At 40.7% G+C, this 13,384-nt stretch carries 13 protein-coding genes; 9 read left to right on the top strand and 4 right to left on the bottom strand.

What is annotated here, in order from left to right; translation table 11 throughout:
* Window positions 1–138: 138 nt before the first annotated feature.
* Window positions 139–600 carry a MarR family transcriptional regulator gene (locus tag ABJK37_RS14735; protein ID WP_348355395.1) on the bottom strand — a complete coding sequence of 154 codons (462 nt, stop codon included), beginning with the start codon at window positions 598–600 and terminating at the stop codon, window positions 139–141.
* Window positions 601–724: 124 nt separating this feature from the next.
* Between ABJK37_RS14735 and hmgA the strand changes: the two genes are divergently transcribed.
* The 4 genes from hmgA (at window position 725) to ABJK37_RS14715 (ending at window position 5,095) form a co-directional block, all read left to right on the top strand.
* Window positions 725–2,029, top strand: coding sequence for a homogentisate 1,2-dioxygenase (hmgA, locus tag ABJK37_RS14730; protein ID WP_348355392.1), 1,305 nt, complete (start codon window positions 725–727; stop codon window positions 2,027–2,029).
* Between the two features lie 40 nt (window positions 2,030–2,069).
* The gene (fahA, locus tag ABJK37_RS14725; protein WP_348355389.1) at window positions 2,070–3,383 is read left to right on the top strand and encodes a fumarylacetoacetase; all 1,314 of its coding nucleotides are present in this window, start codon (window positions 2,070–2,072) and stop codon (window positions 3,381–3,383) included.
* Between the two features lie 9 nt (window positions 3,384–3,392).
* The gene (gene maiA, locus ABJK37_RS14720) at window positions 3,393–4,022 is read left to right on the top strand and encodes a maleylacetoacetate isomerase (RefSeq protein ID WP_348355386.1); all 630 of its coding nucleotides are present in this window, start codon (window positions 3,393–3,395) and stop codon (window positions 4,020–4,022) included.
* 74 nt (window positions 4,023–4,096) lie between these two features.
* The gene (locus ABJK37_RS14715; protein ID WP_348355383.1) at window positions 4,097–5,095 is read left to right on the top strand and encodes an LLM class flavin-dependent oxidoreductase; all 999 of its coding nucleotides are present in this window, start codon (window positions 4,097–4,099) and stop codon (window positions 5,093–5,095) included.
* Window positions 5,096–5,189: 94 nt separating this feature from the next.
* Here ABJK37_RS14715 and ABJK37_RS14710 read toward each other — a convergent pair whose 3' ends face one another.
* The gene (locus ABJK37_RS14710) at window positions 5,190–6,659 is read right to left on the bottom strand and encodes a PLP-dependent aminotransferase family protein (protein ID WP_348355379.1); all 1,470 of its coding nucleotides are present in this window, start codon (window positions 6,657–6,659) and stop codon (window positions 5,190–5,192) included.
* A 92-nt stretch (window positions 6,660–6,751) separates the two neighbouring features.
* Between ABJK37_RS14710 and ABJK37_RS14705 the strand changes: the two genes are divergently transcribed.
* The 4 genes from ABJK37_RS14705 (at window position 6,752) to ABJK37_RS14690 (ending at window position 10,526) form a co-directional block, all read left to right on the top strand.
* A complete protein-coding gene (locus tag ABJK37_RS14705) occupies window positions 6,752–7,363 on the top strand; it encodes a GNAT family protein (RefSeq protein WP_348355376.1) in 612 nt (203 codons plus the stop codon).
* Between the two features lie 6 nt (window positions 7,364–7,369).
* The gene (locus ABJK37_RS14700; RefSeq protein WP_348355373.1) at window positions 7,370–7,978 is read left to right on the top strand and encodes an FMN-binding negative transcriptional regulator; all 609 of its coding nucleotides are present in this window, start codon (window positions 7,370–7,372) and stop codon (window positions 7,976–7,978) included.
* Between the two features lie 241 nt (window positions 7,979–8,219).
* Window positions 8,220–9,842, top strand: coding sequence for an ATP-binding cassette domain-containing protein (locus ABJK37_RS14695; RefSeq protein WP_348355369.1), 1,623 nt, complete (start codon window positions 8,220–8,222; stop codon window positions 9,840–9,842).
* A gap of 213 nt (window positions 9,843–10,055) precedes the next feature.
* The gene (locus tag ABJK37_RS14690) at window positions 10,056–10,526 is read left to right on the top strand and encodes an FKBP-type peptidyl-prolyl cis-trans isomerase (RefSeq protein ID WP_348355366.1); all 471 of its coding nucleotides are present in this window, start codon (window positions 10,056–10,058) and stop codon (window positions 10,524–10,526) included.
* Window positions 10,527–10,818: 292 nt separating this feature from the next.
* On the opposite strand, the gene moeB is transcribed toward ABJK37_RS14690, so the two are convergent.
* Complete coding sequence (gene moeB / locus ABJK37_RS14685) at window positions 10,819–11,571, bottom strand: molybdopterin-synthase adenylyltransferase MoeB (protein WP_348355363.1); 753 nt, start codon at window positions 11,569–11,571, stop codon at window positions 10,819–10,821.
* 238 nt (window positions 11,572–11,809) lie between these two features.
* On the opposite strand from moeB, the gene ABJK37_RS14680 reads away from it, so the two are divergent.
* Window positions 11,810–12,184 (top strand): DUF4870 domain-containing protein, encoded by a 375-nt coding sequence (locus ABJK37_RS14680; RefSeq protein ID WP_348355360.1) that lies wholly within the window; start codon window positions 11,810–11,812, stop codon window positions 12,182–12,184.
* Here ABJK37_RS14680 and ABJK37_RS14675 read toward each other — a convergent pair.
* Entirely contained in the window at window positions 12,168–13,028 is an 861-nt protein-coding gene (locus ABJK37_RS14675; RefSeq protein WP_348355357.1) for a CoA ester lyase, read from the bottom strand. The two genes, ABJK37_RS14680 and ABJK37_RS14675, sit on opposite strands and share 17 nt — an antisense overlap.
* Between the last annotated feature and the right edge of the window lie 356 nt (window positions 13,029–13,384).

The raw sequence follows: 13,384 nt of genomic DNA, 5'->3' as shown, positions 1-13,384 counted from the left end.
TTTAATGCATCCAGTGCTGATATTATTGTGTTTATCAAGGCGAGCTTGTGAAGCAATTGCCAGCTATTGAGAGCAAGTTCAACGAAGATAGGCGCAATAATAGCGGTGCTGGACGGTATGGCTTATCCCGAGTTCAGGTTAACTAAGACTAATCTGCATTAGCTTTTGCTCTAATTTGTCTAGGATTTTAATTAAATTTTTATGCTCGCTTACTTCTAATGCATCAATAAGCTGTCTTTCCCACTGCAAAGCTTTAGGCGCAATTTTTTGATAGACCTCAAGGCCTTGACTTGTTAAAGAAAGATAAGCTGCACGATTGTCGTCTTTATCAATTTTACGTTGTAAATAATTTTTACCTTCTAGCACTTTCACAGCTCGGGATACTTTAGACTTATCCATTGCAGTTATTTCTCCAATATCTTTGGAATACAGTTCTTTCTGCCGCGCTAACTGCGCTAGGATACGCCATTCTGGGATACTGACGTCAAATTCCTGCTTGTATATTTGGGAGAGTTCCGTGCTTATTTTTGCCGCTAAATGCACCATTTTGTATGGAATAAACTGCTTAAGCTCCACTACATCACTACCTAGATTTTGCATATTTCTCACTTATCTATTTTGCGTAAAGAATAAAATACAGTACCGCTAAACTGAATAAAGGTTGATAACACCCATAATATAGTTTCATATGAGAATATATTGAAAACACTTGAAAGGGGCAACTATGTTTAAGTCCAACGATCTTTGCTATTCCCAAGGATTTAATAATGAGCATCAATCTGAAGCTCTACCGGGAGCACTCCCAGTTGGGCAATTTAGTCCACAAAAGTGCGCCTATGGTTTGTACGCCGAACAATTTAGTAGCACCGCTTTTACCGCTCCTAGACATGAAAACCGGCGTACTTGGATGTATAGAATCCGCCCATCAATCAGTATGGGAGACTATTCACTTATCAATCAAGGTTTACTACGCACAGCCCCTTTAAAAGGCACTCTATGCCCACCAAACGTGATGCGCTGGAACGCCCAAGCTATCCCAGAAACGCCCACTAACTTTCTTGACGGACTCACCACTATAGCCGCCAATGGCGACGTAAAGACACAAATTGGTATAGGCATTCATCTCTATTCAGCCAATAAGAGCATGAATAATCGTTTTTTCTGTAACGCTGATGGCGAGCTATTGTTGGTTCCCCAGAAAGGAGAGTTAATCGCTCGTACCGAGTTAGGATTGCTTCAGGTAAAACCCGGTGAAATTTTAGTTATTCCCCGTGGCATTAAATTTCAAGTTAATCCTCTAAATCAACCAATTAGTGGGTATATCTGCGAAAATTACGGCGCGCCGTTTACCCTACCTGAAAGAGGACCTGTTGGTGCAAATGGTTTTGCCAATCAACGCGATTTTTGCTATCCGCAGGCGTGGTATGAAGACATCCAACAAGAGAGTTATCTAATCACCAAGTTCTGTGGAGAACTATATCAGGCGCAGCTTGACCATAGCCCGCTAGATGTTGTGGCATGGGTCGGAAACAGCGCACCGTACAAATATGATTTGTCTCGTTTTAATGTCATTAATTCGGTCAGTTTTGATCACCCTGACCCGTCTATATTTACCGTGCTCACTTCCCCATCCGATACAAAAGGCACTGCTAATATGGACTTTGTGATTTTTCCTCCAAGATGGATGGTGGCTGAAAACACCTTTCGACCACCTTGGTATCACCGCAATGTGATGAGCGAGTTTATGGGGTTAGTTCACGGCGTATATGACGCCAAAGAAAAAGGTTTCGAACCAGGCGGAATGAGTTTACACAACTGTATGACTCCCCATGGACCAGAAGCCGATGTATTTGAAAAAGCCACAAATGCTGAACTTTCGCCACAAAAATATGCGAATACATTAGCCTTTATGTTCGAGTCTCGTTATGTGATTACGCCCACTGAATTTGCACTTAACACCAGTTCTAGGCAAAAAGACTATCTAAGTTGCTGGGGAAATTTAAAAAAACATTTTAATGGGAAACCATAAGTTTCTGGCGCCATAATCCAAATATTTAAGAGAATAAAATATGATAAAACTCAATCAAACACATGATATCAATCTCACCAGTTGGGTGACGAGTGCCAATACCAACAGTGATTTTCCTATCCAGAATTTACCTTTTGCGATTTTTAAACGTAAAGACAAAAATGAAGCTTATAGAGGTGGTGTGGCCATAGGTACACAGGTAATAGATTTAGCGGCATTAGCAAAACTCAATCTATTTACTGGCACTGCACAAACCGCGCTAGAAGCGGCAAGTCAGTCGACCTTAAACGCACTAATGGACTTAGGAGTTGAAGCCAATTCGGCCCTAAGACTATCTTTATCGAAAGCGCTACAAAACAATTCGCCGCTACAAGGGGCGCTCACAACAACCCTAATACCTCAAACCGAAATTGAGTTTGGTATGCCTTGCCTGATTGGCGATTATACCGATTTTTATACCTCTATTTATCACGCAACTGCGGTAGGTAGCCTATTCCGCCCTGACAATCCCTTGTTACCTAACTACAAATGGATACCAATTGGATATCATGGTCGTTCTTCCACCATTGGTATTTCCGGCCAAGATTTTAACCGCCCAATTGGTCAAACCAAAGCGCCCGATGCCATCGAGCCATGTTTTGGACCCTGCAAACGTTTAGATTACGAATTAGAAATGGGATTGTTTGTTGGGAAAAGTACCCAGATGGGTGAATTAATTAAAATAGAGAATGCAGAGCAGCATCTGTTTGGGGTATGTATTTTTAACGATTGGTCTGCCCGTGATATTCAAGCTTGGGAATACCAGCCATTAGGACCCTTCTTAGCTAAGAGTTTTGCCTCGACTATTTCACCGTGGATAGTCACTATGGAAGCCTTAGCCCCGTATCGCAGTGAATTTTCGCGCCCCAAAACAGACCCTCAACCTATGCCTCACCTAAGCAGCAAACAAAATAGTTGCTATGGGAGCCTAGACATCGACTTAAGTTGTTTTATCCAAACTAAGGCGATGCGTGATAACCAGCAAACGATGGCACAACTATCTCAATCGAACTTTAAACATTCATATTGGACCCCAGCACAATTAATAACCCATCACGCCAGTAATGGTTGTGCTATGCGTGCTGGCGATTTATTGGGATCGGGCACACAATCTGGGCCAACCTATGAGGAAGCAGGTTCTTTACTTGAACTGAGTAAAGGAGGTAAAACGCCTATTGAGTTACCCAACGGTGAAAAACGCACATTTTTAGAAGATGGTGACAGCATTATTATGCGCGCTTCATGCAGTAAACAAGGCGCCGCTAAAATTGGGTTTGGCGAGGTAGTAGCAACGATTTTACCTGCTAAGGTGTAGCTCTTAGTAATGAAACTGTATAGTTATTATCGTTCATCCGCTGCTTATAGGGTCAGAATTGCCTTAAACTTAAAACAGATTGAACACAGTATTGAGCCGATTAATCTGCTGAAAAAAGAACACAAAAGCGCCGACTATTTAACTAAACAACCACAAGGATTAGTACCTTGTTTAGAAACCAGTAACGGGCTATGTCTAGCACAGTCTGGAGCCATACTGAGGTATTTAGATTCACGTTACTCAAAAGTAAAGTTAATGCCAGCGGATCCGTTGCAGGCAGCTAAAATTCAAAGTTTTGTGGATATCATAGCTTGTGATATCCACCCTATCTGCAATCTACGGGTGCTAAATTATCTTACCGAGCACCTTGAAGTAGCGGGTCAACAAAAGTTAGCTTGGTATCATCATTGGGTCACTCTTGGTTTGACCGCATTGGAAACCATGCTCGATGAATCAAGTTACTGTTTTGGGGAAGATGTCACATTAGCAGACCTCTATTTGATCCCGCAACTATACAACGCTTTACGATTCGAAGTTGACATGACAGCATTTCCCAAATTACTCAATGTCTATCTATGCTGCAATCAACTAGAGGCATTTATTAACGCGAAACCAGAAAACCAATCAGATGCCATATAGCGTTATTAAATTGCGACGCGTGAGATGCACTTATGATAACGTTTATCTACTCGTATTATTTTTTCAGGCTACTTATGACTCTACCATTCTCAATACTTGATCTTGCCCCAATTGCCGAAGGGTCAAGCATTGCAAACGCCCTTGATAACTCACGTAAATTGGCTATTCAGGCAGAAAAATCTGGATACAACCGGGTCTGGTTAGCAGAACATCATGGTATGTTTGGTGTGGCCAGTTCGGCTACATCTATCGTATTGGCGCATATTGCAGCAGCAACCTCTAAAATAAGAATTGGCTCAGGAGGCGTGATGTTACCTAATCATTCACCGCTCGTGATTGCAGAACAATTTGGTACCTTAGCAACGTTATATCCCAATAGAATCGATTTAGGATTAGGACGAGCTCCAGGTACAGACATGGCTACGGCTAGAGCCTTACGACGTAACCTGACGTCTGAAGTAGATAATTACCCTGAAGATATTCGTGAGCTACAACATTATTTAGGTAAGCCTACAGACGGGCAGAATATTGTGGCTGTGCCAGGTGCGAACACCCATATTCCAATTTGGTTGTTAGGATCGAGTTTGTATAGCGCGAAGCTCGCTGGACAATTTGGGCTACCCTACTCTTTTGCATCACACTTTGCCCCAGAGCAACTCTTCGAAGCAATCTGCCTCTATCGAGCATCCTTTCAAGCATCAGAGCAATATCAAAAGCCCTATATAATGGCGGGACTAATGACTGTAGTGGCGGATACTGACCAAGAAGCCAATTATTTATTTAGCTCAGTGCAGCAACAATTTATGAATTTACGCCGTGGAGTTAATCGTCCGTTTGCCAGACCTGTGGATGATATATCAACAATTTGTACTGCAGCAGACCAAGCAATGTTAACGAATGTTTTACGTTATGCCATGGTAGGCTCTAAACAGACGGTCACTGATAAACTAAGCCAATTTATTGAAGCCACCAAAGTTGATGAAATCATTGTTTCTATGCCAATCCATGATGTCGATGCCCGCATTAAAAGTGTGCAATTGTTAGCAGAAACAGGATTAATGCAACCCCAATAAGCTGACAAACTTAAGTTGAGTCAGCACTTTAGCGATATAATTTATAGGTGCCAAACAATCCATGACTCTGATTTTGTTTGGCATAAGCAACGAACTAAATTTTTAAATGTAAACATTCGACTAATTTTTCAATACCAGTAGCAAAATTTGTCTCGTTCATGCTGGCAAATCCGATGCGAATAAAGCCATCTTGGTCGCGTGACTTATCCAATAGAAATTGTCTTTCATGCTGAATATATATCCCAAGTTGTTGACACTTTATGGCTAATTGTTCAGCGCTATGTAATCCACTGGGGCGACCGGGATGACGGATTAATCGTACCCAAAGTGCCATACCTCCGTCAGGGCTGATAAATTCGAAACAAGGATACTTTTTCAAAACAGAAATTGCATGATCTCTGCGTTGCAGGTTGAAACGAGTGGTTCTTCTTAAGTGGCGCTCAAACCCGCCACTATCCATCCACTTAGCCAGCGCAGACTGCATTAAAACGTTGCTCTTATGGCAAATTAGTAAGCGATATTCTGCAACCGCTTTTGCCATCGTTTTAGTGACCGCCATGATGCCAATTCTGGCACCAGGAAACATAATCTTTGAAAAGGTAGAAATGTATATCACTAATTGTGATGGATCTTGAGTTGCCATGGGAGCAAGTGGCTGACAGCGATAATGAAATTCATGATCGTAATCATCTTCAACAATAGGAATTTTATGCAATGCAGCAAGTTGATAGATAGCCATCCTGCGACTAACCGTTAAAGTAACTGTGGTAGGGTACTGGTGCAAAGGAGTCAAGTATATTAATCGAACGTTACCTTTTGATATCTGCTTTTCTAAATCCTGAGGGCACATTCCATGGATATCGTGCTTTACTCCCACCAATTCAGCTCCGCTGCTTCTAAATGCTGCCATTGCGGGTGGATAACCTAACGCTTCAACAGCTACTTTATCACCTGATTTTAGTAACAGTTGCGCCACCATAAATAACGCTTCCTGAGACCCATTAGTGACCACTATTTCACGATCCGTTATGGCCCTAGACTTACGCAGATAAATTTTCACTTGCTCAAGCAATTCTGGTGTACCGGCACTTTGCCCATAGCTCAATTGTGCGATATTGGGTCGATTCAATACATCAGACATACAACGTTTAAACTCATCAAATGGAAACAGCGTCAAATCAGGCTGTCCACCAGCAAAGTTATATTCAAAATCGTTGGCAGGATAAGTCGGTAATGGCATCCCTGACCGCACTAGACGGTAGTCGATTGGACTGGGACTGTTAGCTACAGTATCGAAAGAGGGATTCTGGCTCTTTTCAATGGGTAAATTTTCTACGACTTTATAGCCTACCCTTTGAATAGACGCTATCCATCCTTCAGCCACTAACTCGGCCAATGACTTCATAACAGTATGCCTGTTTAAGCCCAAGTCTTGGCTAATGGATTTCACCGATGGCAAATGGTCACCCGAAGTTAGTTGCCCCTGTTTAATCGCCTCTCTAACCGTTTCCGCAAGTTGCAAATATTTGGGTTGCGTACTGTTTACATTCTGTAATTTAAACACTCTCACTGGTCTATTCAAAAAAAAGCTATTGGTTGATTTAATTAGACCAAAATACCGTAATAATAGCCAACACAAAAATGAGGAGAACAATAATGACACTTGAAACTCTAACACTTGAAGACGAATACGTGGCGCTTAAACCTATGCACACAAGCCATATTGAAGAATTATATTGGGCTGGAAAAGACCCCAGCATTTGGAAATGGACCACAGCGAAATACTGCTTAACCCTAGACTCAACGCAGCAGTGGGTTACCTCTTGTTTGGATAATGCGCGTCTAAACAGTCAGCAACCTTTTGTCATAGTAGATAAAACCCAAGATAAAGTAGTGGGGTCCACAAGTTACTTAAATATTTTCTTAGAGCATAAAGCCATTGAAATTGGTTTTACCTTTCTTACACCCAGTGCCCAAAGAAGTTACGTAAACCGTCGCTGCAAATTTTTATTGTTAACCCATGCATTTGAAACGTTACAACTTAATAGGGTCGCATTACAAACTCATGAAAAAAACCAGCGCTCAAGAGCCGCTATTGCAGCCATTGGCGCTAGCTTTGAAGGGGTTCTCCGTGATTGCCGTATTCAACAAGATGGCAGTATTCGTAGCAGTGCAGTTTACAGCATCATTAAACCAGAGTGGCCACAAGCTAAATCAAATTTGCTCGCCAAGTTAACCCTGCCAACAACAAAAATGTCAAAGAGGTAATCCCAGATGTTTATTCCAAAATCATTCCAAATGAAAGCATTAACTGATAAACATAAGTTTATTGAGGAGTTTGGTTTTGGGGTAATGATATCGTCCTCTGAAAACTTATTGGCCACGCACTTACCCTTTGTCCTAAATGTACATGAGGCTGAACAAGGGGCATTGTATGCCCACTGCGCCAGAGCCAATCCTCATTGGAAAAATCTAGAGGGCCAAACAGTGCTGGTGATCTTCACTGGACCTCATGCCTACATTTCTCCAAGTTGGTATATGAGTAGACCTGCCGTACCTACTTGGAACTATACCGCCGTTCACGCCTACGGCACTTTCACCTTACTCACCCCTCAAGAAACACTGAAAGCAGTTGAGCTATTAGTTGAAAAATACGAACCGCAACTCTTGCAAAAAAAAGACATAGTCACTGATCAAATTAAGCATAAAATGTTAGCAGGGATTGTTGGCTTTAAGATCGAATTAACCAAAATTGAAGGGAAACTAAAACTGGGACAAAACAGAAGCAAAGAAGATCAAAACAGTATCTTTAACGCTTTGAATAGCTCTAACGGCTTTGATGATTTAGCACTCGCAAGTTACATGCAGGAAAACAAACATTAACCTGATAGGTTTGAAAGACTCTGGACATATACAAACCGAGTCTACTTGTAGTAAAATCGCGTTTCCCATTCTAGAGACCTTAAGCCGATGAACAAATAACGTCTGACTTTGATTCACTTTTTAATTTGAATTATCAGGGTAATTGTTGTCTTCATTTGGTGTATGTCTCGAAAATCGCGTTTCGTTTTTGGTCAGCCATTCTTTAGATAGTAGCGCCCTGAGTTATCAGGAGACGTTCATTTTGAAACAATTAACAATCAATCATATTTCATTTCTGCACACGAATGGTGATAAGCAATTTTGTAATATCAACTTCAATCTCCCTCAAGGACTCACTGGCCTTGTGGGTGACAATGGAGTAGGTAAATCCTTACTAGTAGACATTATTACAGCAAAAGTTAAAGCAACCACTGGAACGGTTGAGCTTATCGGGCCTCTGATATTTTTAGAGCAAAATCCACGGGTGACTCTGACTAACAATAAAACCGTTGCAGACTACTTAGGCGCCGCATCAAAACTTAACGCCCTCAAAAATATTGAAAATGGCAGTATTGCGGAGCAAGACTATCAACTTGTTGCTGACGATTGGCTTTTTGCTAGTACTTTTAAGCGACAGTTGGCAAAGCTCTCAAAAAATATTTCGCCAAATTCAAAACTATGTCACTTAAGTGGTGGCGAGTTAAATAAGCTGATGCTGTATAGATTATTTAATCAAGCCGCATTAGAGAACGCTATTCTCATACTCGACGAACCCAGCAATCATTTAGATGGGCTCTCTAAACAGTGGTTAGCGGAGCAGTTGTTATCTTTTAAGGGACAGTGTTTACTCATCAGTCACGATCGACTGCTGCTCAACCTTTGTCGCCACATAGCGAAACTAACCCCTCTTGGAATTGAATTAGTGGAGTCAAATTATGATGGGTTTGAACAACAACGTTTGTTGAATGAAAATGCTCAGGCAAAAAAACTGAAGCAATTACTCGCCCTGCAAAAAAGAACAAAGTTGAGCGCGCAGCGTGATGCAGAAAAAGCACAAAAACGAGCCAGTCAAGGTGTTAAAAAATCAAAGCAAGGTGGCTTACCAAAAATATTGCTGGGTAGTAAGCAACATCAGTCTGAAGCATCTCTTAGCGCAAAAATGTCTCAACATCAGTCCAAATTATCCAATATAGCGCAACAACTACTGGCGGCAAAAACGCCCAATGTCGCCACGCCGATTCAGTTTGGTTTAACCGCTAACCAGCAAAAAACAAAAAGATTACTTCAAGTAAAAGATATTTTATTGCCTCATGTAAACACCACCGTATCGATGGAAGTCAAAAATGGCGAAAAGTGGCACCTTAATGGCAAAAATGGCTCAGGAAAATCTTCTTTTTTACACCTATTAACTAAGCTGTCCCATGTACAAAAACCTTCCGTAATCCTAGCTAATGACAACGCAATAAATACGCCGCAAATTTATACGTCAGCGGTAATTAATACTCAAATATGTTTACTTGACCAACATTGTTCATTGATACAAAACCACCTCAGTTTGTTGGAAAATTTCTCGCACTTTTGTCCACAGCTAAATCAATCAGATAGGCGAACACTGCTGGCAACAAATGGATTCAGGAAAGACAAGGTATTTCAAAAAGCAGCATCACTAAGCCCAGGTGAAAAAATGCGTTTAGCCATGTTAATTGCGAGTCACCAACACAACACTTTATTACTGCTAGACGAGCCAGATAATCATCTTGATATTAGCAGTAAAGAGATATTGTCAGATGCCTTACTTCGCTTTAACAGTAGTTTTATATTAGTGAGTCATGATCAGGAGTTTGTCGACAAATGTGGTATTACTCACAAGTATGAGTTGACGTGATTACATAGACAATGGCATTACCTTATAGGACACATGCACTTAAATAAAACTCAAAAAATATTTAGTCTAAATGAATATTGTCGGCTTTTGTGCAACCCTTTAAGCCACGATTGAAAGGCACGGTAGTAGATGAACATTAGTAAGAAGTCTTAGCCTATAAATATTCGAGTGTTAGACTACACAACTTTAATTATTATGACCTTAGGAAAAGTAATGAAATATATAGTTCTCGCTGTAGTCATTGTATTAGTGGTGTTTTACTTTGCAAAAAACACAGTGAATAAAAAAGAGGCACTTGAAAACATTGCCATAGGGAAAGACTTTTTAGAAAAAAATAAAACCAATCAAGCTGTAATGGAAACAACCTCAGGGTTACAATATCAAATATTACAAAAGGGCCAAGGTGTAAGTCATCCGAATGCCAGTTCAACGGTAAAAGTGCATTACCACGGAATGTTGTTAGATGGCTCAGTATTTGATAGCTCAGTTGATCGTGGTGAGCCTATTAGTTTCCGTTTGAATCAAGTAATCAAAGGGTGGACAGAAGGACTGCAATTAATGGTCGTAGGTGACAAATTTAAGTTTTTTATCCCCTCTGAATTAGCTTATGGCAACCGCTCAACGGGAAAAATTACCGCAGGATCTTTGCTTATTTTTGAAGTAGAGCTACTGGAAATACGCTAACCAATGTTCCAGCATTTTTCAAGAACGTACTCTTTACACTGTTGAGAGTACTTTCGTGACTACTTAAAGTAATCTAAAAACATTGTCACTGCTGCATAACCATAACATTGTTTAGACTATCCATTTAAAAAGGCAAATTTCCCGAGTGACATAAAACTGCTCTAAAAATCCCCATCCTAGTAGAGGTCATTCAACTTTGAGTTACTAATTTATGTTCCACTCGTTGGCATACCCAGCTTTTTTCCATACTCCCGTAGTCACTAGGTAACACTTGTCCCATAAAAAATAAATGTTACGCACAAACCACACAATTCGTTTTTTTTGGCACTTTAAATGTCTGCCAAGTGGCTGTCATAGCATCAAACAGCATTAATTGGTTCACGTTAGGCTGGCCATAATGACATAACAGCTTAATCACCTCCAAAGCTTGCATTGCGCCAACAATACCTACGACAGGCGACATTATCCCCGACTCGGTACAACTTAAATTTTGCTGCCCAAATTGACTACTAAGGCAGGCATAACACGCCGAGTTTTCAGCGGGTACAATGCTCATCAGTTGGCCCTCCATTCGAATCGCTGCCCCAGAAACCAAGGACTTACCCAATCGGTAACTCACCTGATTAAGGGTATTTCTGGTTTCTAAGTTATCGGTACAGTCCACCACTATATCAATTGAATCAATTAGCGCTAAGTAGTCATCAAAACCAAGACGTTTCTGTATGATATGTATTTGAGTTTCGCTATTGAGTTGTTCAAGGGATTCCCTAGCAGACACACATTTATTAGTACCTATGTCAGATTCACCGTGTAAAACTTGACGTTGCAGATTAGTTATCTCAACTTTGTCATCGTCGATTAATGTTATTTCGCCTATCCCTGATGCTACTAGGTACTGCGCAGACGCGCACCCCAACCCTCCCGCACCAACCACTAGAACCTTTGCATTCAGAAGCTTTTCTTGGTTGTCTAAATCGAATTTAGGCAACACTATTTGGCGGTTGTATCGCATCGCTTGTTTGGTTGTTAGAAACTTTTTTGGCACGTGTCTGCTTTCAAATTATTGATAAACTAAAAAAGGTTGTACCACTAGCGTGTCTCCCTCGCAATATTCAAATTCAGAACATTTTAAATATACGAATATTCCACAGAGACCATCCAATGCTCAAACGGCAACAAAACCCAAATATTGGTCTGAACAAAAAATTTCAATAATTACCTTTAAAGTTGACGAATAGTAAGTCAAAGTTAACTGGCATAGAGTTAAAACTAAGGAGTATTAGATGAGTGAACAATCAGAAGATAAATATTGGGGAATGCCCTTAAATACCTATTGTATGTTGCTGCATCTGAGTCAGTTGGCCAGCATCATTATGCCTGGATTAGGTTTCATATTACCTATAGTCATGTGGGCAACAAATAAGGACAAAAATGCAGAAATAGACAAACATGGAAAAGTCACTTTAAATTGGATGATTAGTCTGTTTATTTACTCAATCGTTTGCGTAGTGTTATGGATTGTAATCATAGGAATGCTAGGTTTTTTCATTTTAGTTATTTTAAATCTGATATTTGCCATTATTGCCGCAGTCAAAGCCAATGATGGTGAATTATGGGTGTATCCTTTTAGCATTAAGTTTTTTAAGGTTGAACTCTAGTTAGCAAGTGTCTCGCTCTAGCAACCACTGGAGCGTCAATCATTTGCCCTTTAAACTGAAAAACAGCTTTACCTTGTTTAGAGTAAATTTCAAAGGTCTCTAACAACTGAGTAGCGAAAGCAATCTCTTTTTCTGAAGGAACAAATCCTTTATTTAACACATCAACTTGACTAGGGTGAATACAGAAGGCCCCAACAAAACCAAGTTTTTTGGCTAAGGTTATCGTCGCCCCAAAGCTTTCAATATCACTATAATCAGCGATAGATGCAGGAAAGCCCAAAGGCATAATTTTCGCCCTACGACACGCCATTAATAGCTGTTGGTTAGGCATGAGCAACGCTTCAGGTATAGGCTCCATGCCAGCAGAAGTAGCAAAATCTTCTGAACCAATCGTCATCCCCCACAACCTAGAAGATGCAGTAGCGATTTCGTCTAAATTAGGCAGTGCATCGACATCTTCAATCTGCACTATGATCCCAGTTTTTTCACCTTGCCTATTGTTTTCAACTTCAAGCTCCTCAATTACATCTGCCAACAGTTTTACCTGAGTACCATTAGTAATTTTTGGCAGCACAATGGCTTTAACGGAATTACAAACTGCAAATTCTAAGTCGCGAATAGCCAATCGAAGTGGTGCATTAATTCGTACCAATACGTCAGCGCCACCTTGAGACACAGTTAACGCCGCAGACGCGATACTTTTCCTCGCGTCTTCCTTCAGAGCGCTTGGAACACTGTCCTCAAGGTCCAAAACATAGGCATCAGCGCCTCTCGTATTGGCTTTGTGCACAAATTTTTGATTATGAGCTGGTAAAAATAATAAAGAGCGCCAATTTGAAAACATATCTAAGGTTCTGTATCTCTGAAAAATATATAAGCCATTATTTTCTTCTAATATACCAGTGTCAATAAACTAGCGACACAACAAGTTGTTAAAGAACACTATCAACATGTTTTAGGAGATTACATTAATACCAATCCATCCTAACAATTGATCGCTCAGCGAGATTTAAAATCACCTAATCAAGGCGCTCGAATGAAGCAATAGTTATTCTATTGTAAGTTCGAGCAACGCAGAGTTGGTGCTTTTAAACCTCGCCCAAAGGGAGAACACCAGCGACTTTCACTCTTCGTTCTAGTCCTTTGAAAGGGGGTAGCCATTCCTGCAGGACTACGCCTCGATTGAAAGTCGCTGGTGTT

This window comes from Paraglaciecola sp., from assembly GCF_039964565.1.
In the GTDB taxonomy this organism is placed as follows: domain Bacteria; phylum Pseudomonadota; class Gammaproteobacteria; order Enterobacterales; family Alteromonadaceae; genus Paraglaciecola.
The sequence above is the reverse complement of the archived record's forward strand: the minus strand, read 5'-3'. Positions and strand labels throughout refer to the sequence as shown.

Bases quoted from the DNA above. Each gene is read 5' to 3' on its own strand.
- ABJK37_RS14735 (WP_348355395.1), bottom strand. From the start codon at position 600: ATGCAAAATCTAGGTAGTGATGTAGTGGAGCTTAAGCAGTTTATTCCA.
- hmgA (WP_348355392.1), top strand. From the start codon at position 725: ATGTTTAAGTCCAACGATCTTTGCTATTCCCAAGGATTTAATAATGAG.
- fahA (WP_348355389.1), top strand. From the start codon at position 2,070: ATGATAAAACTCAATCAAACACATGATATCAATCTCACCAGTTGGGTG.
- maiA (WP_348355386.1), top strand. From the start codon at position 3,393: ATGAAACTGTATAGTTATTATCGTTCATCCGCTGCTTATAGGGTCAGA.
- ABJK37_RS14715 (WP_348355383.1), top strand. From the start codon at position 4,097: ATGACTCTACCATTCTCAATACTTGATCTTGCCCCAATTGCCGAAGGG.
- ABJK37_RS14705 (WP_348355376.1), top strand. From the start codon at position 6,752: ATGACACTTGAAACTCTAACACTTGAAGACGAATACGTGGCGCTTAAA.
- ABJK37_RS14700 (WP_348355373.1), top strand. From the start codon at position 7,370: ATGTTTATTCCAAAATCATTCCAAATGAAAGCATTAACTGATAAACAT.
- ABJK37_RS14690 (WP_348355366.1), top strand. From the start codon at position 10,056: ATGAAATATATAGTTCTCGCTGTAGTCATTGTATTAGTGGTGTTTTAC.
- ABJK37_RS14680 (WP_348355360.1), top strand. From the start codon at position 11,810: ATGAGTGAACAATCAGAAGATAAATATTGGGGAATGCCCTTAAATACC.
- ABJK37_RS14675 (WP_348355357.1), bottom strand. From the start codon at position 13,028: ATGTTTTCAAATTGGCGCTCTTTATTATTTTTACCAGCTCATAATCAA.